The organism is Eggerthella sp. BIOML-A1, assembly GCF_009875595.1.
GTDB lineage: Bacteria > Actinomycetota > Coriobacteriia > Coriobacteriales > Eggerthellaceae > Eggerthella > Eggerthella lenta.
This window is the reverse complement of record NZ_WWRZ01000004.1, coordinates 287,807-314,028: the sequence shown is the minus strand read 5'-3', so window position 1 is coordinate 314,028 and position 26,222 is coordinate 287,807. Positions and strand designations below refer to the sequence as shown.

Genomic DNA, 26,222 nt, shown 5'->3' with positions numbered 1-26,222 from the left:
ACGCATTCTATGACGAAAACAGCGATTCACGTCGATCATATCGCCCGCGTCGAGGGCCACGGCAACGTGCACGTGGTCATCGAGGACGGGGAAGTGAAAACCGTCGAGATGAACGTCGTCGAGCCGGCCCGCCTGTTCGAGAGCATGGTGCGCGGCCGCCGCTTCGAGGAGATCCCCTACATCTCTTCGCGCATCTGCGGCATCTGCTCGTCGAGCCACGTGGTGACCGACCTCAAGGCCATCGAGCGCGTGTTCGGCGTGGAGGTGACCGACCGCACGCGCGCCCTGCGCGAGCTTCTGGTGTACGGCTCCTATTTACAGAACCATGCGTCGCATCTGTTCGTGTTCGCCGCACCTGACTTCCTCGGCATGCCCAGCGTGTTCCCGCTGGCTCAGACCGATCCCGAGCTGTTCGAGCAGGCGCTGGGCCTCAAAGCGCTGGGCAACGAGCTGTGCACGAAGGTGGGAGGTCGCAGCATTCATCCCATCACCGCCGTGGTGGGGGGCTTCACGCACGAGATAGAGCCGGCCGAGTATCTGGAGCTGGCAGACAAGATGGATGCGGCGATGGACTTCGCCCTTGAGGCGGTGGATCTGTTCCGCGGCTTCGAGGTGCCCGACATCGCTACGGCCGGCGACATGCTGGCCATGGTGGAGGACGACTATTACCCGGTGGAATGCTCCGACCAGGCGTTTTTCCTGAACGCGGGCATCGTCTTCGATGCGAACGAGGTGCAGGAGCATATCGAGGAGCATGCGGTGCCGCATTCGGCGGCTCTGTTGGCGCGCGTGCGCGAGACGCAGAGCCCGTACTTCACCGGCGCGCTGGCCCGCGTCAACGCATCGTGGCAGAACCTGGGGCAGAACGCGAAGGTGGCCGCCGCGAAGGCGGGCTTGCGCCCGCCTGAGGCGAACCCGTTCATGAACAACGTGGCCCAGGCCGTGGAGATCGTGGATGCGCTCGACCGCTGCGCCGACCTGTGCCGCAAGCTTGCCGAGCCGGGCGCCATCGCCAGCTCCAGCCTGCCCGTGCCCTTCGAGGTGAAGGCGGGGCGCGCCGTGGGCTTCACCGAGGCTCCGCGCGGCGCGCTGTTCCACGACCTCACGCTGGATGCCGAGGGACGCGTGACGCATGCGTCCATTCTCACGCCTACGGCGCAGAACGTGGCGAACCTGGAAGCCGACATGCGCCTTTTGGCCGAGAAGCTGGTGGCCGACGGGGCTGCGGAAGACGTCGTGCGCCTCGAGATCGAGAAGCTCGTGCGAGCCTACGATCCCTGCCTCAGCTGCAGCGTGCACTAAACTGAGACAAAGGGACGTGTTAACGTCTCGTTCCCTTATGATGGAAAGGCTGGGATCCGTTACGGGTTCCAGCCTTTTTTTGGTCTGAGACGAGGGCGAGACAGAGGGGCGGAGAGGCGGAGGCGCGGGTGTGCCCCTCGTGGATTTTCATCATCGCGTCAACGCCTGTGCTAGAATTCGGTTTCACCTGGAATCGAGATTCAAGGGGTTTCCTGTATGTCCTTTTTAGACATGTTCTCGGGTCTGACTGGCCAGATGTCCACGGATATGGCCATCGACCTCGGAACTGCAAATACACTGGTCGCCATCCCGGGCGAGGGCATCGTTGTCAACGAGCCCTCGGTTGTCGCCATCGAGAAGGCGACCCATCGCGTGCTCGCAGTGGGCCACGAAGCCAAGAACATGATCAACCATACGCCCGAGGCGTTCTCGGCCGAGCATCCCCTGCACGACGGCGTAGTGGCCGACTACGACGTGACCGAGGCCATGATCTCGGCGTTCATCAGCAAAGCGGCGCCGCGCAAGTATCCCTGGCAGGCCAAGCCCCGCATCGTCATCTGCATCCCGTGCGGCGCAACCTCGGTGGAGAAGCGCGCGGTGTTCGAGGCTGCCGTTCAGGCCGGCGCTCGTCAGGCGTACCTCATCGAGGAGCCCATGGCCGCGGCCATGGGCGCCGACCTGCCCGTCACCGAGCCGACGGGCTCGATGGTCGTGGATATCGGCGGCGGCACCACGGAAGTGGCCGTCATCTCGCTCGGCGGCATCGTCACCTCCTCGTCGCTGCGCCTGGCCGGCAACCGCATGGACGAGGCCATCGCCATGCACCTGCGCGACCTGCTGGGCATCAAGATCGGTGAGCGAACAGCCGAGATCATCAAGATCAAGATCGGCTCCATCCTGCCGTTCGAGGACGGTCGCGAGCGCGACATGATCATCTCGGGCCAGGATGTGATCACCGAGCAGCCGAAGGAGGTCACCATCCAATCCGAGGACGTGCGCTCCGCGCTCGTGCAGCCTTGTGAGGAGATGGTCGTGCATATCAAGGAGACGTTCAAGAAAACGAACCCCGATCTCGCCTCCGACATCATTCAGAACGGCATCCTGCTGACGGGCGGCGGCGGCCTCTTGTCCGGTCTCGACCGCTATCTCACCGACAAGCTGGAGATTCCCGTGTGGACGAGCGAGACGGCGCTCACGAACGTGGTTATGGGCTGCCTCAAGGTGCTCGAGACGCCTACGGCGCTCAAGCAGACGCTCATGCGCTCGAAATAGGGTTGAGCCGGCTTATCGATGGCGCTTAATTTCCAACAGAGAAGCTCGGTGTTTCTGCGCCGAGTTCTGCTCGTCGCATTTCTCGTAGCCTCGCTTGCGCTGGTCACGTTGTACTCGCGCGAAGGCCAGGACGGCCCGCTGCACGCGGTCCAGAGCGGCGTGTCCGGCGCGGTCGCGCCTTTGAAGTTCGTCGGCGCGGCTGCAAGCGCGGGCGTGAACGATGCCGCCGAGGGTTTCGGCAACCTCACGGCCGACGAGAGCACGCTCTCGGGTCTGCGCGAGAGCAACGCCGAGCTGCGCGAGCTGCTGAGCCAGGCCGATGAGTACAAGCAGGAGGCTCAACGTCTCCAGAAACTGCTCGATCTCAAGGACCTCTACAAGATCGACGGTGTGGGAGCACGCGTCATCGGCAATCCCGACCAGGCGTGGAGCCAGGCGGTCACCATCGATAAGGGCACGGCCGACGGGGTGGAGACCGGCCTTACGGTCATGGGCACTTCCGGCGTTGTCGGCCAGGTGTACAGCGCGGGCGAGCATACCGCCGAGGTGCGCCTGCTCACCGACCCCGATTCCGGCGCCGCGGCGCGCGTGGAGTCGAGCCGTGCGGAGGGCGTCGTGCGCGGGTCTCTCGAAGGCCTGCTGTATTTGGAGAACCTCGATGCCGACGCGGTGGTCAATCCTGGCGACGTGGTGGTCACGTCGGGTCTGGGCGGCAGCTACGCGCCCGGCCTCATCATCGGCACCGTCGTGAAGGTGGATACCCGCCAGGGCGAGTCCACGAGGCGCGTGATCGTATCGCCGAACGACACGACGGGCGCCCTCGAAGAAGTGCTTGTGGTGTTCGGCGTGGGCGCCGTAGGCGAGGCCGACGGTAACGAAGGAGGCGATGCATCGTGAACCTGGGACGCGAAGGCGTCGTCATCGCCGTAGGCGCGGTCGTCGCCTTGCTGCTGCAAATCGTCGTAGCCCCCAACATCGCGCTGTTCTCGGCGCAGCCGAACTTCCTTCTGGCCTACGTGCTGGTAGTCGCTATCGCGCGCCCGCTCGACGCCGGCTCCGTGCTGCCGTTTGCGCTGGGGCTCGTCTGCGACCTTTTGGGCTCGGGCCCCGTCGGCGGCTACGCGTTCTTGTTCGTTATCGTGTCGTTCATCGCATCGCGCGCGTTCTCGGTGCTCGACAACGACACGCTGTTCATGCCGGTGACCATTTTCGTCGTCGCGACGTTCGCCGCCGAGATGCTGTACGGCGCGCTGCTCATCGGGCTGGGCCTGTCGGCAAGCCCCGTTGACGCGTTCCTGTACCGTGCGCTGCCGTGCACGCTGTACGACTGCGTCGTGGGTTTCGTGCTGTATCCGATCATCGCTCGTCTGCTTGCCAGCGGCGCTCAGGACCGCGGACCGCGCACGCCCCGGCTGCGATAGGGGGCGTTTGCCGTGATCGCCGCCATCATCGCCGCCGTCGCCACGCTGGTCGTGGCCGTCATCGTGGTATCCGTCGTGTTCGTCGTGCGCAACAACGCGAAGTCGTCGAACGTGAGCGTGAAGAAGGACGTTCGCTCAATCAGCTCGGTGGGCGTGAAATCGAGCCTCGGAAACGCGGGCGGTCGCGTCAACGGATCCATGCAGGCGCACCCGGGCTCGGCGCAGCGTCCGGCGTCCAACCCGGCCGACAACCTCAAGTCGCGGTTCGTCGCCATGGGCGTGCTGGCGGCGGGCATCTTCGGCACGCTGACGGCGAAGCTGTGGACTATGCAGGTGCTGTCGTCCGAGGCGTATCGCAGCAAAGCGGACGACAACCAGTACGCCACCGTCTCCACGCCCGCGCCGCGCGGCTACATCTGCGACGTCAACGGCGTTCCGCTCGTGAAGAACCGCGTGTCGCTGACCGTGGTGGCCGATGCGGAGGTGGCCAACGACCGCGACGTGGTGCAGCGCCTGTCCGCGGTGCTCGGCGTGCCGTACAACGTGGTGCGCCAGCGCATCCAGGATGCGACGGCCGGCGCGCAGAGCCAGCGCGTCGTGGCAAGCGACGTGCGGCTTCGCGACGTCGCCTTCATCACCGAGCACTCCGACGCGTTCCCTAAGGTCAAGATCGAGGAGCGATACGTGCGCGACTACCCCTACGGCGCGCTCGCCGCCCACGTGGTAGGGTACACGGGCCCCGTCACCGAAGAGGGTCTGAAAACCGTCGGCGAAGGCCGCGAGGTGGAGCTGGGCGACGACATGGGCGCGTCGGGCATCGAGCTGCAGTACGATCATCTGCTGGCGGGCGAACACGGCAAGCGCAAGGTGGTCGCCAATGCCGACGGCAACGTGGTGCGCGTGGTGAGCGAGACGCAGCCAACCAAGGGCTCGGACGTGCACCTCGCCATCAAGGGGCCGGTTCAGTACGTGGCCGACCGCGAGCTGGCCGCGCTCATCGCCCCTGAGAACGGGACTATCGGCACGGGCAGCGGCGTGGCGGGCTCGGTGGTGGTCATGGACCTTCGCGACGGAGGCATCGTGGCCATGGCGAACTACCCTCTGTTCGACCCGGTCGAATTCATCGGCGCCGTGTCGAGCGACGTGTACGACGTGTACAATTCCAAGGAAGCTCAGAAGCCCCTGCTCAACCGTGCGATCTCGGGCACGTATCCCGCCGCCTCGACGTACAAGACGTTCACGGGCCTCGCGGCGCTGGCCAACGGCTTCGCCGACATGAAGCGCACGTGGACGTGCAACGGCTCGTGGGACGGCTGGGGCACGGGCCAGGAGCAGATGTGCTGGAAGCACTCGGGCCACGGCACGCTCGATCTCCGCGGCGGCATCGTGCAGTCGTGCGACGTCGTGTTCTACCAGATCGCCCATGACTTCTTCGAGGCGGCTCGGGACGGTCAGGTCAGCCAGACCGCCCTTCAGGACTACCTCGCGAAGTTCCACTTCGACCGCTACACCGGCATCGATCTCGGTGGCGAATCGGTGGGCGTCATTCCCACGCCGGAATGGAAACTGGAGCATTTCCGCAACACGCCCGAAGAGGCGGTGTGGAAGGGCGGCGACATGACGAACATGATCATCGGCCAGGGTTACGTTCTCGTCACGCCCTTGCAGGTGGCCGTCGCCTACGGCGCCGTCGCCACCGGCAAGCTGCTGAAGCCCCACTTGCTCAAGGAGGTTCGCAACGCCAGCGGCGACGTGGCCGCCTCGGTCAAGGTGGAGACCGCGGGGGAGCTGGACGTTCCCGAAGCCGACCTCGCGTTCATGCGCGACGCCCTCAACGGCGTGGCGACCGACAACGCCGACGTGTCGAAGCTGCTCAACGAGCAGGGCATCGATCCCGCTACGGTGGCGTGCAAGACGGGTACCGCCGAGTACACCAACATGGCCGACACCGCATGGTTCGCCTGCTACGCGCCGGTGGACGATCCGCAGTACGTGGTGGCCTGCGTGGTCGAGCACGGCGGCGGCGGTTCGGCCGTGGCGGCCCCGCTGGGCGCGAAGGTTCTGGCGGCTGCGCTTGCCAGCGAGTCCGCGGAGGATCCGGGCGCCGGCATGGGCGTGATCGCCGGAGCCACCGGCAAGGTCCTCGAAGGCGCGGGCGCCGCGACGTCCGGCGGCCGTACCGACTAGACGAGGCGAGGAAAGGAGGCGTTATGCCGCAGCTACCGCAGATCGATTCAGTGAAAGCGCCCGACAAGATCGTGGCGCAGGCCACGCGCGCGCGACGCTTCCCGTGGCTCAACATCCCGTTCATCCTCGTGGTGGCGCTGCTGGTGTCGTACGGGCTCGTCGTCGTGATGTCGGCCGTGGCCAACGACCGCGACTACTCGTTCACGAACCAGCTGGCGGGCGTCGCGTTGGGAATCGTGTTCATGGTGCTGGTCTGGAGGTTCGACTACCGCCGCCTGTCGGACTTCACCATGCTGTTCCTCATCGTCAACGTGGCGCTCATCCTCTCGCCCCACATACCGGGGCTGGGAACCGACGCGGGCATGGGCGCGCAGTCGTGGCTCAAGCTGGGCATACAGGTCCAGCCGGGCGAGTTCGCCAAGATCACGGTCATCCTGCTGGACGCCAGCATCATGGCGCGCTACGGCGGCAGGCTGGACGACCCGCGCGAGTACGTCAAGGCGCTCGGCCTCATGCTGGTGCCGTTCGCCTGCATCATGACGCAGCCCGACCTGGGCACGGGCCTGGTGTACCTATGCATCGGCGCGGTCGCCCTCGTGGTAGGCGGTGCGCGTCCGAAGTACCTGCTGATCACCCTCGCGGCCTTCGTTGCGGCCGTCATCGCCGTGTTCGTCGTGGACCAGATCATCTACAACTCCACCGGCGAGTACAAGCTGCTCAAGCAATATCAGCGCAACCGCCTGCTCGTGTTCCTCGATCCCGACATCGACCCCACGGGCGAGAGCTACAACCTCAAGCAGGCTCAGATCGCCATCGGGTCGGGCGGCCTGTTCGGCAAAGGCCTGTTCCAGGGAACGCAGCATACGCTGGGCATCCTGCCCGAGGCTCCCACTGACTTCATCTTCTGCGTGCTGGCCGAGGAACTGGGGTTTTTAGGTGTAATGGCGCTGCTGGCCTTGTATGCCGGCCTGGTTTTGATAAGCTTTCGCATTGCCGGCGCTTCGAGCGATCTGTTCGGCATGACCATCGTCATGTGCGTCGTCGGCATGTGGTTGTTCCAGATTCTTGAAAACATCGGCATGGATTGCGGGCTCATGCCCATCACGGGCATCCCCCTGCCGTTCGTGAGCTACGGAGCGACGGGCATGGTGATGAACTTCATCATGCTCGGCATGATCGGCTCGGTATGGACTCACAACATCCAGAAGCAACGCTAGGAAAAGGGGCGGTTATGCAGCTACCCGTTGACATCAAAGCGGTTATCGACGAAGCCACCAACATCGACGAGGCGCGTCGCACGACGCTGTCGGTGAGCGTCTACCTCGACGACAGCGCGCCGGGCGACGTGCAGGCGCACGTGCGCCAAGCGTTCGCCAGCGCGTCGCCGCACGCCCGCGTGTCGCTCATGTACCTCGACGGCCGCCCGTTCACGCCGTTCTCGGGCGACGACATGGCCGTCATCGTGGCGGGTTTGAACGAGCAGGTGGGGGAGTACGCGGCGCAAGTTCGCGCGGCGGGCGTCCCCGTGATGGTGGTCACCACGCTGCCCGCCCTCGTGGCCGACATCGCGAAGGCGCAGGGCGCGCCCATCCCGCAGGGCGACCTCGTCTTCCCCAAGCCCCCCAAGGCCGAGCCGGCTGTGCTGCCGGCGCCCGATGCCGCTGCGGGCGGCGCCGAGGCCGTGCAGGCTCTGGGCGCCGGTTCGCCGAACGAGCCGTACGCTCTCGACGCCGCCGCCGTCGGCTCGCTCAGCGAGCGCATGGGCGGCTGGGTGATCGCCGCGTGCAACGACAAGCGCCTCGCGTTCGCGCTGGCGTTCCCGTTCGTGCGCAAGCCCCTGTCGCTGGAAGCCGTGAACTCCACGGCGCTGCAGAACGCGGGCGTGGGTCTGCTGGTCATCATTCCGGGCGCCGACATGCCGGTCATGACGCTCAACCAAGCGAAGATGCTGCTCATGATTGCCGCCGCGTACGGAGAAGAGCTCAACATGGAGCGCGTGAAGGAGCTTGCGGCCCTCGTGGGCGGCGCGTTCGCCTGCCGCGCGGTGGCGCGCCAGCTGGTGGCGTTCGTACCCGCGCTCGGCTGGGCCGTGAAAGCCGCCATCGGCTACACGGGCACCGTCGCCATGGGGCGCGCGGCCATCGAGTACTACGAGGACGGAGCCACGCTGGGCAAGCTCACCGACGCCGTGGCCGCGGCGCGCGACAAGGTGGTGCAGGCCGCCGCGAAGCGCGCTGCGCAGAAGGCGCAGGCGACCGGGGCGAAGGCCATGGACGCCGTGCGCGACCGCGCCGGGCGCGCGGCACAGGCGGCCGGCGGGGTGCGCGATGCCGCCTTCACGCGCTTCGCTTCCGGCAAAGTCCGCTGATTCTCCCGCTAAAGCAAACCGAAGAAGGGAAACGAGTTCGATGACGGATCTCTGGCCGCGTCTGGAGCCGCTGCTCGCCGCTGCGGAGCGCCCCGCGCGCTACCTCAACCACGAGTTCGGCTGCGTGTACAAGCCCGAAGCGGACTTCCGCTTCTGCATGGTGTATCCCGATACCTACGAGCTGGGGCAGGCGAACCAGGCGCTGCGCATCCTCGTGAACGTGGTGAACGCCGTCGACGGGATGGCCGCCGAGCGCGCGTTTCTTCCTGCGCCCGCCATGTGCGACACGCTGCGCGCCGAGGGCATCCCGCTGTTCAGCATAGAGAGCTGCGCGCCGCTCGCCGAGTTCGACGCCGTGGGCATCACATTGCCGCACGAGCTGGCGGCTACGAACGTGCTTGAGACGCTCGATTTGGCAGGCATCCCGCTGCATGCAGACGAGCGCGCCGAAAGCGACCCGCTCGTGGTGGGGGGCGGCCCCTGCGCCTACAACCCCGAGCCCTACGCGCCGTTCTTCGACGCGTTCAGCATCGGCGAAGGGGAGGAGGCGTTGCCGCGCGGCCTGGCCGTCGTCCGCCGCCTGCGCGCCGAGGGCGCTGCGCGCGCCGACATCCTGCGCGCGCTGGCCGACGAGCCGGGCTGGTACGTGCCGTCGCTGTACCGCTGGCGCGCCGAGGACGAGGCGCAGGAAGCGGGCTCGTGGATCGAGCCTTTGGAAGAGGGCCTGCCTCTGCGCATCGAGAAGAGCCTGTTCGAGGGCTTCGCGGAAAGCCCTGGCTGGGAGCCGTGCATCGTGCCGTTCACCGAGGTGGTGCACGATCGGCTGAACGTCGAGATCCTGCGCGGGTGCGCCCGCGGCTGCCGCTTCTGCCAGGCGGGCATGATGTACCGCCCCGTGCGCGAGCGCTCGGCCGACAACGTGGTGGAATCGGTGGTGCAAGGCCTGGCCGAGACGGGCTACGACGAGGTCAGCCTCACGTCGCTGTCGTCCACCGACCACTCGCAGATCGCCTCTATCCTCACGCGCATCAACCGCGCCTGCGACGGGAAGGGCGTGCGCATCTCGGTGCCTTCGCAGCGCCTCGACTCGTTCGGCGTGGATATGGCCGAGCTGGTGGCCGGCCAGAAGAAGGGCGGCCTCACGTTCGCGCCCGAGGCGGGCACGCAGCGCCTGCGCGACGTCATCAACAAGAACGTCACCGAAGACGACCTGTTCGGCGCGTTGGACGCCGCGTTCAAGGCGGGGTGGCGCCGCTGCAAGCTGTACTTCATGATAGGCCTTCCCACCGAGACCGACGACGACATCAAGGGCATCGCGAGCCTCGCGCAGCGAGCCTACGACCGCATGAAGGCCGCCACGCCTCCCGAGCAGCGCGGATCCTTGCGCATGAGCGTGTCGTGCGCGCTGTTCGTGCCGAAGGCGCAGACGCCGTTCCAGTGGGACGGGCAGATCCCGCCCGAGGAGGCGCTGCGGCGCGTGCAGCTGCTGCGCAACTCGGTGAAGTACCGCGCCGTGGACGTGCACTGGCATGATCCGGCCACCAGCTTCGTGGAGGCCGTGATGAGCCGCGCGGGGCGCGAGGCCGCCGCGTGGGTGGAGACCGCCTGGCGCCGAGGCGCGCGCTTCGACGCGTGGACCGAGTGCTTCGCAGAGGCCGCTTGGCGCGAGGCGGCGGACGAGGTGGGCATCGACCCGGCCGCCATCGCGCAGACGGCGTATCCCACGACCCGCGTCATGCCGTGGGAGCATATCTCCACCGGCGTGTCGACGCGGTGGCTGGCGCGCGAGCGCCGCTTGGCCGACGAGGGCCGCACGACGCCCGACTGCACGTTCGAGAACTGCTCGGCCTGCGGCGCGTGCCCGACGCTCGGGGTGGACAACGAGCTGGCCCAGCCCCGCGTGGCGTCCGGCTCGAACGCGGTCGAGCCCTCGTGCCGTCATGGACGAAGCGGCGAAGCCGACGCCTCCTCCGTCATCCTGGGAGAGCGAAGCGAGACGAAGGATCCCGCGCGGCGCGAAGGCGCCGGAAAGGAGGCGACCCATGCCTGATCCGAACCTGTTCCGTCTGCGCATGACGTTCTGCAAGCAGGGACGCCTGGCGATGCTGTCTCATCTCGAAGTGGCGCGCGCCCTCGAGCGCGCGGTGCGCCGCGCAGGCCTGCCGTTCGCAGTGAGCCAGGGCTTCTCGCCCCATATGAAGATCGCGTTCGGCGCGGCGTTGCCCGTGGGTGTGGGCGGCACGCACGAGCTGGCAGACCTGCAGATGACGCGCTACGTGCCTGTCGACGAGGCGCTCGAGGCGCTGCAGCGCGCAAGCGTGCCCGACCTGATGGTGAAGGCGTGCGACTACATCGAGCCGCACGCGCCGGCCGCATCGGCGGCGTACCCTATCGCCGTCTACCGCGCGCTGCTGTCGCACCCTCCCACAACCTTTTCGGTGCCAGACGAAGTTACGGTGGTGCGCAAGAAGAAGGAGAAGGTGCTGTGCACGGCCGATTTCCTCGTGGGGGAGCTGGAGCTGTCCGGCGCCGTGGTCACGTTCTCGCTGGAATCGAAGCCGACGGGCTCGCTACGTCCCGACGTGTTGCTGCGCGCGTGCTGCGAAGCTGCCGATGCCGTAGCCCCCGAAGGCGCCGCGCCGTTGCGCGTGCTGTCGGTCATGCGCACCGAACAGCGCGCCGCCCGCTGACGGGGAGGGGCCGCATCTTCCGCGCCCGCTTCGAGCAAGAAAAAAGCCCGCCGATCGGCGGGCTTTCTGCATTCAGATGGCGGGATGTACGAGACTCGAACTCGCGACCTCCGACGTGACAGGCCGGCGCTCTAACCAACTGAGCTAACACCCCGTGCTTTGCAGCGAAAGTTATTCTACCGGAAGAACCTTCGCTGTGCAATCATTATTATGACGAATTTCCCCGATACGAAAAGAACCCGCCGAAGCGGGTTCTTAGCATTCAGATGGCGGGATGTACGAGACTCGAACTCGCGACCTCCGACGTGACAGGCCGGCGCTCTAACCAACTGAGCTAACACCCCGTGCTTTGCAGCGCGGAATATATTACCGGGTGTCGCCGATTCGCGCAATACCCCAATTTGAAAAAGTTCGGGAAAGCGTGCGCCGGGTTCGCATGCAGGTTCTGTGATGAGGGAAACATTTTGGTGTGAAATTTCACAGTAGTGATAAAGTTTAGCGACTAAATTGTATACGACAGGAATCGAAGGCAAGGAAGATGAGATGACGGATTCGTTCAATGAGACGAAACGCGAGCTGTACGAGCTTATGCAGCGCTCACGGCGCGAGCGGTTCACGCCGCCAACGCCCGAGGGCGTAACGCCGTCCGAGGCGCGCACGATGATGACGGTCAGCGCTCTTCAGCATACGTGCGAGGACGTCAGGCCGGGTCGCGTCGCGGAGCTGACGCACACGACGCCGAGCGCGTTGTCCCAGACGTTCAAGACCCTCGAGGAGAAGGGCCTCATCGAGCGGCACCGCGCAAGCGGCGATTACCGCGCCGTGTCGGTAAGCCTCACCGAAGAGGGCGAGCGCTTCGCCGCCGAGGGCAGACGTTTGCGCGACGAGCACATGGACGCGGTCATGGAGCACGTGGGTATCGAGGACATGCGGCATCTCGTTCGCATCCTGCGCAAAGTGGTCGAGTTCCACGAGCTGGATCCTGAGGCGACGTGCAAGAGCCGCGCGGAAGGAGATGAGGCGCCGTGCGCATAATTCGCTATCTGAAGAACTGCAAGGTGGCCGTGCTGCTCATCGTGTGCCTGCTCGTCGTGCAGGCGTTCACCGACCTGGCGCTGCCGCACTACACGTCCGATATCGTCGATGTGGGCATCCAGCAGTCCGGCGTGGAGCATGCGGCCACCGACGAGATGACGGCCAAGACCCATGACGAGATCGCCATGATGCTTCCGGTCGACGACGAGCAGACGTTCCGCGACGCTTACACCGAGACGGACGACGGCACGTACAAGCTCAACGACCAGGGCAAGAAGGAGCAGGAGGAGCTCGACCGCATGGTGGCCCTGCCGCTGGTTGCCATCCATTATTCCAGCCAGATCCCCGACCTCGACCTCGACCAGGTGATGCAGGCCTACGAGGCCGGCGCTATCGACAAGCAGAAGATCCTCGATATGCTGGACGAGGCCAAGCAGCATATGGGGGACATGGGCGACTCCATCGTCGACCAGCAGGCCATCGCCGCCGCCAAGGCTGAGTACGAGTCGCTCGGCTACAATCTGTCCGACATGCAGATGGGCTACCTCGTGCGCATCGGCCTTTTGATGTTGGGGCTTGCCGCCCTCGGCATGGTCGCCGCCGTGCTCGTGGGCTTCATCGCCTCGCGCACGGCCGCGAAGGTGGGCGCCACGCTGCGCTCGAAGCTGTTCCGCCGCGTGGTGTCGTTCTCGGACGCCGAGGTGCAAAGTTTCTCGGCCGCCTCGCTCATCACGCGCGGCACGAACGACATCCAGCTGGTGCAGATGGTCACCGTCATGCTGCTGCGCATGGTGCTGTACGCGCCCATCCTCGCCATCGGCGGCATCATCATGGTTTCGCGCACGAACCTCGCCATGAGCTGGATCATCATCTTGGCCGTGGCGGTCATCTTCGTGCTCATCATGGTGCTGATGCGCGTGGCGCTGCCCAAGTTCCAGATCATGCAGACCCTCATCGACCGCGTGAACCTCGTGTCGCGCGAGATCCTCACGGGCCTGCCCGTCATCCGCGCGTTCGACCGCCAGCCCTACGAGGAGAAGCGCTTCGACGAGGCTTCCACCAAGCTCATGAAGACGCAGCTGTTCACGAACCGCGTCATGACGTTCATGATGCCCCTGATGATGCTCATCATGAACGGCGTGTCGGTGCTCATCGTATGGGTGGGCGGCAGCTACATCGACAACGGCACCATCCAGACGGGCGACCTCATCGCGTTCATCACCTACGCGATGGTCATCATCATGAGCTTCCTCATGATCGGCATGATCTCCATCATGCTGCCGCGCGCCGACGTGGCGGCCCAGCGCGTGAACGAGGTGCTGGAAACAAAGCCCACCATCTGCGACCCGGCCGCCGACAAGGCCCGCGACGCCGAGCTGCGCCGCTCGGGCGAGGGCGCGACCATCGCCTTCAACGATGTGAGCTTCCGCTACGGCGATTCGAAGGAATGCGTGCTCGAGCACATCGACTTCACGGCCGAGCCCGGCAAGACCACGGCGCTCATCGGCTCCACCGGATCGGGCAAGTCGACGGTCATCAAGCTCATCGAGCGCTTCTACGACGTGACGGAGGGCTCGGTCACCATCGACGGCGTGGATGTGCGCGACGTCACGCAGCAGGCGCTGCGCGAGCAGCTGGGCTACGTGCCGCAGAAGGCGTTTCTGTTCTCAGGCACCATCGAGTCGAACGTGGCCTACGCGGACGAGGGGATGTCCGTCGACCGCATCAGGGAGGCCGTCGACATCGCCCAGGCGTCGGAGTTCGTCGCCTCGAAGGAGGAAGGCCTGGGCACGCGCGTGTCGCAAGGCGGCTCGAACGTGTCGGGCGGCCAGCGCCAGCGCCTGGCCATCGCCCGCGCGCTGGCCACCGAGGCGCGCGCCTACCTGTTCGACGACAGCTTCTCGGCGCTCGACTACAAGACCGACGCCGCGCTGCGCCAGGAGCTGCACACGCGCCTGGGCGGCAAGACCGTGGTCATCGTGGCGCAGCGCATCTCGACGGTGCTGCATGCCGACCGCATCGTGGTGCTGGACGACGGCCGCATCGTGGGCCAGGGCACGCACGAGGAGCTGATGGAAACCTGCGAGGAGTATCGGGAGATCGCGATGTCCCAGCTGTCGGAAGCCGAGCTGAACGGAGGTGATGCGGCATGAGCGCGCAGGAGAACGCCCAGGCGCAGGAACCTCGCCGCGGACCCATGGGCCACGGTCCCGGCGGGCGCATGATGCCCGGCGAGAAGCCGAAGAACCTCAAGGGAACGCTTGCCAAGCTGATCGCCTTCATGGGTCGCTTCAAGGCGGCCATCGTGGTGGTGCTCGTATTCGCCGTGGGCTCCACCATCTTCAACATCGTGGGGCCGAAGGTGCTGTCCACGGCCACTACCGAGCTGTTCAACGGCATCGTGGCGAAGATCGACGGCTCGGGCGGCATCGACTTCGACGCGATCGCGCGGATCCTCGTGTTCACGCTGGGCCTGTACCTGCTGTCCGAGGCATGCTCGTTCGTGCAGGGCTGGATCATGAGCTCGGTTTCGCAGCGCACGTGCTACCAGCTGCGCGGCGCCATCGCCGACAAGATCGACCGCATGCCCATGGGCTACTTCGAGCGCACGAGCGTGGGCGACACCCTGTCGCGCATCACGAACGACGTGGACACGCTGGGCCAGAGCCTGAACCAGGGCGTCACCCAGCTCATCACGTCGGTGACCACCATCGTCGGCGTGCTCATCATGATGCTGTCCATCAACCCGCTCATGACGCTGATCACCGTGGTCATTCTTCCGGTTTCCATCGTGCTCATCATGGTGGTGGTGAAGCGCTCGCAGAAGTACTTCGTGGCGCAGCAGCGCACGCTCGGCAAGATCAACGGCATCGTGGAGGAGACGTTCTCGGGTCACGCCATCGTGAAGGCGTTCAACCGCGAGGACGGCACGGTCGACCGTTTCAACGAGACGAACGCGAAGCTGTACGGGTCGGCGTGGAAGTCGCAGTTCTTCAGCGGCCTCATGCAGCCTATCATGACGTTCGTCGGCAACCTGGGCTACGTGGCCGTCGCCATCGCCGGCAGCTTCCTGGCCGTGCAGGGCATCATCACGGTGGGCGACATCCAGGCGTTCATCCAGTACGTGAAGAACTTCACGCAGCCCATCACCCAGCTCACGCAGGTGTCCAACGTGCTGCAGCAGATGGCCGCGGCCGCCGAGCGCATCTTCGAGTTCCTCGACGCGCCCGAGGAGGAGCCCGACCATGCGACCGCCCGTACCGCCGACGTGGAGTGCAACGTGCAGTTCGACCACGTGCGCTTCGGCTACGATCCGGAGAAGCCGGTGATCAAGGACTTCTCGGCCCAGGTGTCGGAAGGCCAGACCGTCGCGCTGGTCGGCCCCACGGGCGCCGGCAAGACCACCATGGTCAAGCTGCTCATGCGCTTCTACGACGTGCAGTCGGGCTGCATCAAGATCGGCGGCACGGACATCCGCGATTTCGCGCGCGACGATCTGCGCAGCCTGTTCGGCATGGTGCTGCAGGACACGTGGCTGTTCCACGGCACCATCCGCGACAACATCCGCTACGGCAAGCTGGACGCCACCGACGAGGAGGTGGAGGCGGCGGCGAAGGCGGCCTACGTCAACCACTTCATCCAGACGCTGCCGCAGGGCTACGACACCGAGATCAACGAGGACGCCAGCAACATCAGCCAGGGCCAGCGCCAGCTGCTGACCATCGCGCGCGCCATCCTGGCCGACCGCCGCATGCTCATCCTCGACGAGGCCACCAGCTCGGTGGACACGCGCACCGAGGAGCGTATCCAGAAGGCTATGGACAACCTCATGGCCGGGCGCACCTCGTTCGTCATCGCGCATCGCCTGTCCACCATCAAGAGCGCGGATCTCATCCTCGTCATCCGCGACGGCGACATCGTGGAGCAGGGCACGCACGAGGAACTGCTGGCGCTTGGCGGTTTCTACGCGGAGTTGTATAATTCTCAGTTCACCGAGACGATTGACGAGGTGGAGGACTAGCGCATACGGGCGCGTCTTCGCCCCCTCGCTCAGGGAATGGGAACAGCGACGTATGCCCGCAACGGGAACTGAGAGCGCATCAGCGCAGATGCAAGGCGCGCCTGAAAGCAAGGCGCGCCTTGCCGTGTTCGACTTCGACGGCACCAGCATCGCGGGCAACTCGCCCGTGCTGCTGGTCAGCCACCTTCTGCGTCGCAAGATGCTGAAGAAGCGAGTCGTCTTCCGCATCCTTCTGTGGGCGGCCGCCTACAAGCTGCGCCTGCCGCAGAACGAGGCGGCCGTGCGCGGCCTCGTGTTCACGGCGTTCGAGGGCAAGCCCGCCGCCGAGGTGGACGCCTTCCTCGCCGAGTTCTACGACGAGCGCATCGCGCCGCTGTTCAGGCTCGAGGCGGATGCCGCCATGCGCGCCCACGCCGAGGCGGGGGACACCGTGGTGGTCATCTCGGCCACGTTCGAGCCTATCATCCTGCGCGCCATGGAGCACCATCCGTTCGACAACCAGATATCCACGCGCATGAGCGTGGCCACCGACGGCACCTACACCCGCGCGGTGGAGGGCCTGCCGGTGGAGGGGGAGGAGAAGCTGGCCGCCGTGCGCCGCTTCGGCGATAGCCGTTTCGGGCCGGGCAACTGGGAGCTCGCCTACGCGTACGGCGACCATCATTCCGACCGCGCCGTGCTGTCGGCCGCGGAGCACCCTCGCGCCGTGTCGCCCGATCGGCCGCTCGCCCGCACCGCGCGCGAAAAGGGCTGGGAGATCCTCGACTGGTAGAGCCTTGCGCTCATACCCTTCGGGTTGCTTACGTTTTGGGGTTTTTGCGGTTCGACCTATGCGGGGGCTTTCTTCTTGGGTAAAATGTGACCTGGACATAGTCATTTTCTCGCGACGTGCGATCACATCGAAAAGGAGGTTGGGTTCATGTTTGAGAACGATGCGAACAGCTCGCCCAGCCAGAACGACGAGCATAGCAATTCCTCGACCGAGTACCTGCGGCTCGCTTCCCAGGCGTGCGCTTCGGGCGACGCGGTCCTCGGCATGCATCTGTACCTGGCGGCGTTCGAGCGAGCGCAGCACGGCGAAGGCTCCGCCGTCGACGAAGCGGCGCTCGAGGGCCTGAAGCAGGCCTGGCAGCTGGCCTGCAAGCTCAAGGAGCGCTCCATCGCCGAATACGCGTTCGAGCGCCTCGAGCCCTACCTGTCCTCGGACGAGGCCGCGGCTTGCGCCGAGCAGCTGCAGAGCCTCGCGCTCGACAAGCTGGAGGAGTACGGCCTTTCGCGCGAGGACCTGGAGGACATGACCGACATGATCTCCCAGGACTTCCTGGGCTTCGATGCCGCGCGCCTCATGCGGGTGGAGCACGTCACCGAGCCGTCTTCGGCGTGCGTCGCCGAGGCTGCGCCGCAGGCCGCTCAGAGCGCTGCGGCGGACGAGGGCGGCGAGGAGGGCGAAAAGGCCCCGTCCGTCTCCGAGGTGCAGAAGTCGCTCGCCGAGGCCATCCAGGCATGCGGCGACGATGCCGACGCTCATGCGGTGGTGTCGTCCCTCGAGAACATAACGTATCGCGAGCTCGTGGGCTACGACGAGACCGTGAAGCTCATGCGCGACTTCGGGGTGGGCATGCAGCACGACGAGCGCTTCCAAGAGCTGGTGGAGCTGCTGAATGCGCGCCACGGCCTGGACCGCATGCCGGCCTCCGACGCGCTGCTGTTCCGTTCTCCGGCGCGCGAGGACGCGAACCGATTCATGGCGGCCACGCTGGGCGAGCTGGGGCTGCCGGCCATCCGCATGCACATGGAGGAGAACCTTCAGGGGATGCCGGTGCTGTGCGTCATGGCGCAGGCCGACCGCCAGCCGAAGCTCAACGCGGCGCGCAACGCCTTCGAGGGCGCTGGCGTGCTCATGCTGGAGGACCTGGATCTGTGGATGTCGCCCATGGTGGAGTCGGCTGGCGACGATCTGGGCGGGTTCATCATGGCCAGCCTGTCGCGGGGCGCGCGCGAGGCCATCAGCCTCATCCGCTCGGCGGTGGAGAACCCCGACGTGTTCGTGCTGGCGTCGTCGTCCGAGGCGGGGGAGATCGATCCGTTCTTCTTCGACCTCCTGGAGCCGCTGTCGGTGATCGACATCGACTTCCCCACGGTGTCCGAGCGCGACGACATCTGGATGGAGATAGCCCGCGAGCATCCGTCGCTGCGAGGCATCGACCGCGCGTCGCTCGTGCGCTACTCGGCGCAGATGCCGCGCTACGACATGTACATGGCCGCCCGCGAGGCCATCGAGGAGGCCTACAAGGCCAGCCTCGTCGCGCGCCGCTACCTGCCGGTGACGGCGGACAACCTGTACGACAAGCTGGCGGCTTACCAGCCGCTCGATTCCGACGAGTACCGCGCGCTCGAAGAGGCGGTCGTGAACGACTTCAGGCGCGAGTTGGAGCATCTGGAAGACCTGCTCGACGGGGAAGAGGGAAACTAATGGACGTCACGCGCCGCTGCGACTACGCCTGCCGGATACTGAGGGCCGCCTACAAGAGCGGGGATTCCTACGTGTCGGTGTCCGACATCGCCGAGCAGGAGGACATTCCCTACGCCTTCGCGCGCAGCATCCAGCACGATCTGGTGAAGGGCGGGCTCATCAAGACGGTGCGCGGCGCCCGCGGCGGGCTCGCGCTCAACTGCGATCCGGCCGCCGTGACCCTGCTGGAAGTGCTCGAGGCGGTTCAGGGGCCGGTGAGCATCTCGCTGTGCGTGATGGATCCCGCTTACTGCGACAAACAGAAGGACTGCGCCTACAACAAGCTGTGGCAGGGAGCCGATCGGCTGCTGAACGCCTACTTCGGCGCTATCACGCTCAAGGACCTCATCGAGCAGGGGGCGTCGCATCCGGTGGTGGAAGCCGCTATGGCGAAGGCGAAGGACGCAGACGCGGTTCCGGCCGCCGTCCGCTGCGCTGCGCAATGCGCCGCGCCCACGCCGCGCATTGCCGCGGAGGCTCCCGACGCCGACGACGCGAGCGCGTGCGAATCGTGCGCATAGCGGGTTCCGGCTCGATTGCGTGGCCGTCCGAGGCGCTCGGGCGCGACGAGTTCGTGGAGCTTGTGCGCCGCGAGGGCGCTCGGCTGCATCGCGACCTGCCCTGGCGTTACATCGACGACCCGTACGCCGTGCTGGTCAGCGAGGTCATGCTGCAACAGACTCAGGTGGCTCGCGTCGAGAAGCACTGGACACGCTTCCTGTCGCTGTTTCCCACCGTCGACTCCCTGGCCGCCGCGGGCACGGCAGACGTGCTGGCGCAGTGGCAGGGGCTGGGGTACAACCGCCGTGCGCTTGCGCTCAAGCGGGCGGCCGAGACGTGTTCGGCCGAGCGGGGAGGGCTGCTGCCCGACACGGCTGAGGAGCTGGAAACGCTTCCGGGCATCGGTCCGGCCACGGCGGCGGGCGTTATGGCGTTCGCCTACAACCGCCCCTCCGTGTACATCGAGACGAACGTGCGCACGGTGTTCCTGCACGAGCTGTTCCCCGACCGCGACAAGGTTTCCGACCGCGAGCTGGCGCCGCTTGTTGCGTCCACCTGTCCTGAGGACGACGCCCGGGCCTGGTACTACGCGCTGCTCGATTACGGCGCGCACCTTAAGACGCTCGTGGCGAACCCTTCGCGGCGCAGCGCCCACTACGCGCGCCAGTCGGCCTTCGAGGGCTCGCGGCGGCAGAAGCGCGCCGAGCTCGTGCGCGTCGTGCTGGCCGAGCCGGGCATCGGCGCCGACGAGCTGGCCGAGCGCCTCGACGCCTTCGAGCGCGCCGCCGGGCGCGACGGCGTGGACGCGGCCACGTTCGAGTCCATCGTGGCCGACCTCGTGTCCGAAGGCTTCTTCCGCCGAGAGGGCGGCGCGTTCTTCGCCTGAGCCGTCCTGCGTGCTTGGGAAATTACCAAAACGGTTGGTTTTGTCCATGTTCTCACAAGAGTCTGAACAGGGGATATGGTGCGTATCGCCTGTTCAGGAGCGTGGCAAGAATCAACGGGTTTGGTAACGCACGCGCACTCTCACTTGAACTAATATCCTATGATATACTGACGGAAGAGCGCCTGCTGCGGTCGGGCCGGCGCATGGCGGCGCTGTAGGGGGAGTGCGGTGGTGTTCGGCTGGTACATCGTGGCGTACCTGTTCCTCGCGGGGGCGGGTGCCGGCGCGTTCTTCGCGGCGGCCTGCGCGTGCGTGTGGGACGCCGTGCGCAGAAGCGACGCCAGCGAGAAGCTGGCGCGCACCTGCCAAGCGGGTTTCTACGCCGCGCCCTGCCTCATGGCGCTGGCGGGGATGTTCTTGCTGCTGGACCTGGGCAACGTCGAGCGCGTATGGCTCGTGGTCTTCACCCCGTTCCAATCCGTGCTGTCGGTGGGCGCGTGGCTGGTGGCGCTGCTGACGGCGGTGTCGGGCGCGTTGGCCGTGTGGGCGCTGGTTGCGAGCGAGGTGCCGCGGGCGGCGCTTTGGACGTGCTGCGTGCTCGGCGGCGCGTGCGCGCTCGGGGTGATGGGGTACACCGGCTTGCTTCTGTCGGACATGGTGTCCATCGACTTCTGGCATACGCCTTGGCTGATCGCGCTGTTCATGGCGTCGTCGCTGTCGTGCGGCGCAGCGGTGATCGTGGGGCTCGACGCGGCGCTCTCGCCGCCGTCGTGCGAAGTGTCGCGCGTCGCATGGGGTGCGGGCGCGGTGCTCGGCTGCATCGAGGCCGCCGTACTCGTCGCGTTTCTGGCCGTGCAGAGCGGGTACACCCAGACGGCGCGGGCCTCGTGCGAGGCCTTGCTCGCCGGGTCGCTGGCTTTGACGTTCTGGGTCGGCGTATGCGCGGTCGGGCTGGCGGTTCCGCTCGCTTTGCATGCGGTCGGGCGCCTGCTGCCTGGGCGAGCCGCCATGATGGCGTCGTCGCTGGGCGTGCTGGCCGGTGGACTTCTTCTGCGATATTGCATCGTGGCCGCGGCGAGCTTCACGCCCCTTGCGCTCGGTGCGATATGATGAGGGGGCAACGCAGGTATGACTTCGACGACATGATTGCAGGACAGCGTGACGACTGAGAGCAAAACCATACAGATCACCATCGACGACGACAGCGGCATCCCTATCTGGCTGCAGCTGCGCAACCGCCTGATCTACCTGATCACCTCGGGGTACTACGCCACGGGCGACAAGCTTCCCACCGTGCGGGAGATGGCGGTGGACCTGGGGATCAACTACAACACGGTGAGCAAGGTGTACCAGGACATCGAGCGGGACGGCTACATCGTCTCGAAGCGCGGCCGTGGCACCTTCGTGCACGACAAGTACCGAAACGCCAGCGAGACGGCCGACAACGCGGCGGAGTCGCTGGCGGACGCGTTCATTCAGCAATGCCGCGAGCTGGGCGTGCCGCGCGCGGACATCGTGGCCCTCGTGGAGAGCCGGCTCGAAACGTTGGAAGGGTAGGGTATGAAGTTCAGCCTGAGAAGCGAGAAATCGAAGACGTCGAAGGTCAAGGACGACGACCGCCGATCGGTGGCGTCCACCGAGCTGGAGCCGAACGAGGCGACGAGGGCGGGCGTGTACCTGTTCGCGCTCGTGATGTTCGCGCTGGGGTTCGGCGTCGTGTTCGCGGCGACGCTGCCGTGGCTGTCGGTGTGGACGGCGGTCGCCGCCGTCGCCGCGGGCCTGGTGTGCGCCAGCTGCATCCGCGTCGCGCCGCAATGGGAGCGCGTGACGGTGCTGCGCTTCGGCCGTTTCAACCGCGTGGCGGGGCCGGGGCTGTACGTGCTCGTCCCGTTCGCCGAGTACACGGCCATTCATATCGACCATCGCGTGATGACCTCGTCGTTCTCGGCCGAGGTGGCGCTGACGGCCGACCTGGTGCCGGTGGACGTGGACGCCATCCTCTTCTGGATGGTGTGGGACGCCGAGAAGGCGTGCCTCGAGGTGGAGAACTACCCGAAGGCGGTGCTGTGGTCGGCGCAGACGGCCATGCGCGACGCTATCGGCCAGCTGAACCTGGCGGATTTGTCGATGCGCCGCAAGCAGATCGACCGCGAGCTGCAGGAGGTGATGGGCGCGAAGTGCGAGCAGTGGGGGATCACGGTCATGAGCGTGGAGATCCGCGACATCATGGTGCCGCGCGGCTTGCAGGACGCGCTGTCGAAGGAGGCCCAGGCCGAGCGCGAGCGCAACGCGCGCGTCATCCTGGCCGAGGTGGAGAAGGACATCTCCGAGATGTTCGTCGAGGCCGCCGAGGTGTACGACAAGAACCCCAAGGCCATGCAGCTGCGCGCGATGAACCTGGCTTACGAGGGCGCCAAGGACGGCAAGGGCATCCTGCTCGCGCCTAGCAGCCTGGCCGACGGCTTCGACGTGAGCAAGCTGTTCAAGGGAGAATGAGGCGGAGGGACGGCGGGACGAGGGGACGGGGTTGACGGCTCGTTCTTTTGTCATCCTGAGCGGAGCGGCGGAGCCGCGCAGTCGAAGGATCCCGTGCGGTGCCAACCGATAACGTCGCGGCCGTTTGCCATGCGAAGGCGCTCGCTTGTCGAGCGCCTCATCGTGTCAGCCGCAAGATGCCCTGCATTCATTATCCCCTAGATAGGATAGTTCATATAATTGCATTGAACTATAACAATATGATAACATGACAAATATGAGGATTTGGCCAATTCTTATCAGGAGTAACCAGGGGATATCCGATAAGATTGCGCTTGGGTACGAGGGGTTCGGGGCGTTGCGCGTTGGATCGCCTGCTCGTCGAGCCGTTTTCCCGACACCATCCGCAAAGGGGATATTCTGACACGATCTTTTGAGGAGGAGTAATGTCAGGAACAAGCAGTCCACATCGCGGACTGACACGCCGGGGTTTTCTCAAAACGACAGGCGCTGCTGCAGGTGCTGCAGTTGTCGGATCGTCGCTCGTTCCCTATGCTTCAGCTATTGCCGAAACAGATGCGACTATCGTGCAAGACGAGATATTCAACTGCAATTGCCGTTCAAACTGCATGGGGTCGTGTCGCCTTTTGGCGCATGTTCGAGACGGGAGGCTCGTTAAGCTCGAACCTGGTGATTATCCAGAGCCTGGGTATACAAGCTGTTGCTTGAAGGGGCTTTCGTATGTCGAGCGCATTTACAGTCAAACGAGAATTCAATATCCCATGCGTCGTGTAGAGGGCACCGAGCGCGGCGCAGGTGAATGGGAGCGAGTTAGCTGGGATGAGGCTATTCAGGAGATCGCCTCGCACATGCAGGCCGCTATCGATCAGTACGGCGGGTCGTCGATCGTGTTCGACGCTGCTTCCGGCAATTACGGATACGTCAACGGCATATACGGTCTGTTCCCGCGCTTGTCGGCTTGCATCGGTGGCGTCAAGACTGCTGCTTGCTACGATTACGCCGCAGGCCATGGCATTGATCGCGTGCTCGGCACGGGCGATTGGCGTTACTGCAACGAGCCGAACAGCGTGATGGACGCATCTATGGTGGTCGTGTGGGGCACGAATCCGGTGTTCACCCATCCTCACAGCTGGCGGTGGATACAATGGGCGAAAGAAAACGGTACGAAGGTCATCACCATCGATCCCATTAAATCCGCAACAGCCCATCGTTCTGATGAATTCATACGCGTCAATCCCGGCCATGACGGATATCTTGCATTGGCGATGTGCGCCCATATCGTCAAGGAGGATCTCGTCGACTGGGACTTCATCAAAACTAAATCGGATGCGCCTTTCCTCGTTCGCAAGGATACAGGTCTTTTCCTGCGAAAGAGCGACTACGAGGAGGTTCCCGTCGACCCTGAAACCAAAAAGCCTGTCGATGACTTCTATGTGTGGGATCTTGCAACGGAAGACATCGCGCTTTATGGAGAGGCTCAGGAGCCTGCATTCGAGGGATCGTTCGTCACCAAGGACGGAATCGAGGTGGAAACGGCCCTCACCCTGTTGCTGCGCCAGCTGAAGGACTACTCCGTCACTGAGGCGAGCCGTCTTACCGGGCTCGAGGAGGGTTTCATCGAGGATTTTGCCGAGCGCTTCGCCTCCGAAAGGGCTGTTTCGGTGAACATCACGTATGGTCTTGACCATTACATGAACGGGTATCTGAACACCTGGTCGATCGCGATCCTCATGGCTTTGACGGGCAACCTCATGAAGAAGGGCGCCGGTTTCACGGGCGTGTTCACGACGCGGTATTCTCCGGATACGACGAGCATGTGGATTACCAAGGAGTACAAACAGCTTAATGGCGTGATTCCTTACGGAATCATCGCGGAGACGGCATCGACGGGGAAGCTGAACGGCAAGCCGTTCCCTATCAAGGTGATGATCTCGTACTGCGCTAACCCTGCCAGCAATTTCCCCGGTCAGCGCGATTTTTATGAGAAGCTGCTGCCGAGTCTCGATTACTATGTGGTCGTTGATATGGAGATGACGGATTCCGCTCTCTGCGCCGACATGGTTCTTCCGGCCACTTCGTGGTACGAGGTCGAGGATGTTCGCGCTGGATACAACAACCCCTACACCATCCTTCAAGAAAAGGCCATCGAGCCTTTGTATGAAAGCAAATCCGACAGCGAGATTGCCGGGTTGTTGGGTCGAGCATTGGGATTCGAACAATCGTTCCCCAAGGATCTCGATTTCGAGAGCTTGACCAGCATTCTTTTCAGCAACGCCGCATCGAAGGCGAAGAACGTGACGCTCGAGCGCCTTCGTGAGGAAAAAGTGATCCAGACAACTGGTGAACCTGGAGGGACGTACATAACGGGAGTGAACGAGCCGCTCTCGACCGAAAAGGGTCTCGTTCGTTTGTATATGGAGAAACCGGTTCCTCGCTTAGACTATGGACAGGATTTGTCGGATCGCATCGCTAACGAGCGCGTGGTCTACTATCGCGAACCCGAGGAAGTGGGCATCGACAATCCTTTGCGCGAAAAATACCCCCTGGTGTATCTGCAGGAACACTCGCGCTTCCGCGTGCATACGCAGTGGGATAGGGTACCGATATTGCGCGAACTCGATCCAGAGCCGTTAGCCAAGGTCAACGGGAAGGATGCAGAGGAACGAGGCGTTGCGTCCGGCGACTTGATCGAGGTCTTCAACGATCGCGGCCATTGCGTTCTGAAGTGCCTTGTGGATGAGTCGATAGCGCCTGGCATCGTGTCTATACCCAAGGGTTGGCCGCGTTCTGCATTTGTGGCCGGAGGCTACCAGGAGATGTCTCAGCCGAAGATGGATCCGTATCCGTCGGCTGCTTCACCCTATGACGCGTTGGTCGATTTCAGGAAGGCGTAAGGAGGAGGCATATTATGAGATACGGATTCGCAATCGACACGAAGCGCTGTATTGGCTGTCATACCTGTTCAGTATCGTGTCGTATTGAAAACAACCTGCCAGAGGGTACGTGGTGGAACAGGGTTCTGACCAAGGGCGGGGAATCGATGGACACGCCAGAAGGGACGTTCCCCGATGCGACCATGAGCTATATCACCGTCGCTTGCCAGCATTGCGAGAATCCCGCCTGCGTGAAAGTATGCCCCGTGGGCGCTACGTACAAAGACCCTGATACCGGAGTGGTGCGTCAGGATTACGACAAATGCATAGGTTGTCGTATGTGCATGGCGGCGTGTCCGTACGTTGGCGTGCGTTCGTTCAACTGGGAGGAGCCGGCGCACTACATCGGCTTCGATAGCGGAGATGCGGATGTTCCCGAGCATCAGAAGCACACGGTTGAAAAATGCACGTTCTGCTGGCATAGGCTTGCGAAAGGCGAAGATCCTATGTGCGTGAAAACCTGTCTTGCGCGCGCACGCGTTTGGGGCGATCTCGACGACCCCGAGTCCGAGGTGTCCAAGCTCATTCGCGAGCGCAAGGTGATGCAGCTGCTTCCCGAGAAGGATACCAAACCATCTGTTTACTACCTCGTCTAGGG

General features: G+C 64.7%; 21 protein-coding genes and 2 tRNA genes. 21 read left to right on the top strand and 2 right to left on the bottom strand.

Annotation, left to right across the window (positions count from 1 at the left end):
* Positions 1 to 9: 9 nt before the first annotated feature.
* From GT590_RS06660 to GT590_RS06620, 9 genes are all read left to right on the top strand, one after another.
* Complete coding sequence (locus GT590_RS06660) at positions 10 to 1,302, top strand: Ni/Fe hydrogenase subunit alpha (RefSeq protein ID WP_015760489.1); 1,293 nt, start codon at positions 10 to 12, stop codon at positions 1,300 to 1,302.
* 216 nt (positions 1,303 to 1,518) lie between these two features.
* Positions 1,519 to 2,574, top strand: a complete 1,056-nt coding sequence (locus GT590_RS06655; RefSeq protein ID WP_009304616.1) for a rod shape-determining protein — start codon at positions 1,519 to 1,521, stop codon at positions 2,572 to 2,574.
* An 18-nt stretch (positions 2,575 to 2,592) separates the two neighbouring features.
* Positions 2,593 to 3,471 carry a rod shape-determining protein MreC gene (mreC, locus tag GT590_RS06650; RefSeq protein ID WP_114532322.1) on the top strand — a complete coding sequence of 293 codons (879 nt, stop codon included), beginning with the start codon at positions 2,593 to 2,595 and terminating at the stop codon, positions 3,469 to 3,471.
* Positions 3,468 to 3,995, top strand: coding sequence for a rod shape-determining protein MreD (gene mreD, locus GT590_RS06645; protein ID WP_021410129.1), 528 nt, complete (start codon positions 3,468 to 3,470; stop codon positions 3,993 to 3,995). Before mreC ends, mreD begins: the two co-directional genes overlap by 4 nt.
* Positions 3,996 to 4,007: 12 nt before the next feature.
* Positions 4,008 to 6,182, top strand: coding sequence for a penicillin-binding protein 2 (gene mrdA / locus GT590_RS06640; RefSeq protein WP_021410123.1), 2,175 nt, complete (start codon positions 4,008 to 4,010; stop codon positions 6,180 to 6,182).
* A gap of 23 nt (positions 6,183 to 6,205) precedes the next feature.
* Positions 6,206 to 7,399 (top strand): rod shape-determining protein RodA, encoded by a 1,194-nt coding sequence (rodA, locus tag GT590_RS06635; RefSeq protein ID WP_009304612.1) that lies wholly within the window; start codon positions 6,206 to 6,208, stop codon positions 7,397 to 7,399.
* Positions 7,400 to 7,413: 14 nt separating this feature from the next.
* Positions 7,414 to 8,550, top strand: a complete 1,137-nt coding sequence (locus tag GT590_RS06630; RefSeq protein WP_114549884.1) for a YcjF family protein — start codon at positions 7,414 to 7,416, stop codon at positions 8,548 to 8,550.
* A gap of 40 nt (positions 8,551 to 8,590) precedes the next feature.
* Positions 8,591 to 10,600 carry a TIGR03960 family B12-binding radical SAM protein gene (locus GT590_RS06625; RefSeq protein WP_114549885.1) on the top strand — a complete coding sequence of 670 codons (2,010 nt, stop codon included), beginning with the start codon at positions 8,591 to 8,593 and terminating at the stop codon, positions 10,598 to 10,600.
* Positions 10,593 to 11,240 (top strand): TIGR03936 family radical SAM-associated protein, encoded by a 648-nt coding sequence (locus GT590_RS06620; RefSeq protein ID WP_086414656.1) that lies wholly within the window; start codon positions 10,593 to 10,595, stop codon positions 11,238 to 11,240. The genes GT590_RS06625 and GT590_RS06620 overlap by 8 nt, the downstream gene beginning before the upstream one ends.
* A gap of 77 nt (positions 11,241 to 11,317) precedes the next feature.
* On the opposite strand, the gene GT590_RS06615 is transcribed toward GT590_RS06620, so the two are convergent.
* Together GT590_RS06615 and GT590_RS06610 are read right to left on the bottom strand one after the other, a co-directional pair.
* Positions 11,318 to 11,394: transfer RNA gene (locus tag GT590_RS06615), tRNA-Asp, on the bottom strand.
* A gap of 113 nt (positions 11,395 to 11,507) precedes the next feature.
* Positions 11,508 to 11,584: transfer RNA gene (locus tag GT590_RS06610), tRNA-Asp, on the bottom strand.
* A 199-nt stretch (positions 11,585 to 11,783) separates the two neighbouring features.
* Here GT590_RS06610 and GT590_RS06605 point away from each other — a divergent pair.
* The 12 genes from GT590_RS06605 to GT590_RS06550 all read left to right on the top strand — a co-directional run bounded on the left by GT590_RS06605 (position 11,784) and on the right by GT590_RS06550 (position 26,220).
* Positions 11,784 to 12,275 carry a MarR family winged helix-turn-helix transcriptional regulator gene (locus GT590_RS06605; RefSeq protein ID WP_009304608.1) on the top strand — a complete coding sequence of 164 codons (492 nt, stop codon included), beginning with the start codon at positions 11,784 to 11,786 and terminating at the stop codon, positions 12,273 to 12,275.
* Positions 12,266 to 14,428 carry an ABC transporter ATP-binding protein gene (locus tag GT590_RS06600; RefSeq protein ID WP_114549886.1) on the top strand — a complete coding sequence of 721 codons (2,163 nt, stop codon included), beginning with the start codon at positions 12,266 to 12,268 and terminating at the stop codon, positions 14,426 to 14,428. The genes GT590_RS06605 and GT590_RS06600 overlap by 10 nt, the downstream gene beginning before the upstream one ends.
* Positions 14,425 to 16,296, top strand: coding sequence for an ABC transporter ATP-binding protein (locus GT590_RS06595; RefSeq protein ID WP_161170966.1), 1,872 nt, complete (start codon positions 14,425 to 14,427; stop codon positions 16,294 to 16,296). Before GT590_RS06600 ends, GT590_RS06595 begins: the two co-directional genes overlap by 4 nt.
* Positions 16,297 to 16,348: 52 nt before the next feature.
* Positions 16,349 to 17,068, top strand: coding sequence for an HAD family phosphatase (locus GT590_RS06590; protein ID WP_114516709.1), 720 nt, complete (start codon positions 16,349 to 16,351; stop codon positions 17,066 to 17,068).
* Positions 17,069 to 17,215: 147 nt separating this feature from the next.
* A complete protein-coding gene (locus tag GT590_RS06585) occupies positions 17,216 to 18,769 on the top strand; it encodes a hypothetical protein (protein WP_009608318.1) in 1,554 nt (517 codons plus the stop codon).
* Positions 18,769 to 19,329 (top strand): Rrf2 family transcriptional regulator, encoded by a 561-nt coding sequence (locus GT590_RS06580; protein ID WP_009608300.1) that lies wholly within the window; start codon positions 18,769 to 18,771, stop codon positions 19,327 to 19,329. Before GT590_RS06585 ends, GT590_RS06580 begins: the two co-directional genes overlap by 1 nt.
* Complete coding sequence (locus tag GT590_RS06575; protein WP_114516714.1) at positions 19,320 to 20,195, top strand: adenine glycosylase; 876 nt, start codon at positions 19,320 to 19,322, stop codon at positions 20,193 to 20,195. The genes GT590_RS06580 and GT590_RS06575 overlap by 10 nt, the downstream gene beginning before the upstream one ends.
* A 228-nt stretch (positions 20,196 to 20,423) precedes the next feature.
* Entirely contained in the window at positions 20,424 to 21,305 is an 882-nt protein-coding gene (gene nrfD / locus GT590_RS06570; protein WP_114516708.1) for an NrfD/PsrC family molybdoenzyme membrane anchor subunit, read from the top strand.
* Between the two features lie 48 nt (positions 21,306 to 21,353).
* A complete protein-coding gene (locus GT590_RS06565) occupies positions 21,354 to 21,752 on the top strand; it encodes a GntR family transcriptional regulator (RefSeq protein ID WP_021410118.1) in 399 nt (132 codons plus the stop codon).
* Between the two features lie 3 nt (positions 21,753 to 21,755).
* Entirely contained in the window at positions 21,756 to 22,691 is a 936-nt protein-coding gene (locus GT590_RS06560; RefSeq protein WP_161170965.1) for a slipin family protein, read from the top strand.
* 425 nt (positions 22,692 to 23,116) lie between these two features.
* Entirely contained in the window at positions 23,117 to 25,585 is a 2,469-nt protein-coding gene (locus GT590_RS06555) for a molybdopterin-dependent oxidoreductase (RefSeq protein ID WP_114516707.1), read from the top strand.
* Positions 25,586 to 25,599: 14 nt separating this feature from the next.
* The gene (locus GT590_RS06550) at positions 25,600 to 26,220 is read left to right on the top strand and encodes a 4Fe-4S dicluster domain-containing protein (protein WP_114516706.1); all 621 of its coding nucleotides are present in this window, start codon (positions 25,600 to 25,602) and stop codon (positions 26,218 to 26,220) included.
* Positions 26,221 to 26,222: the final 2 nt, after the last annotated feature.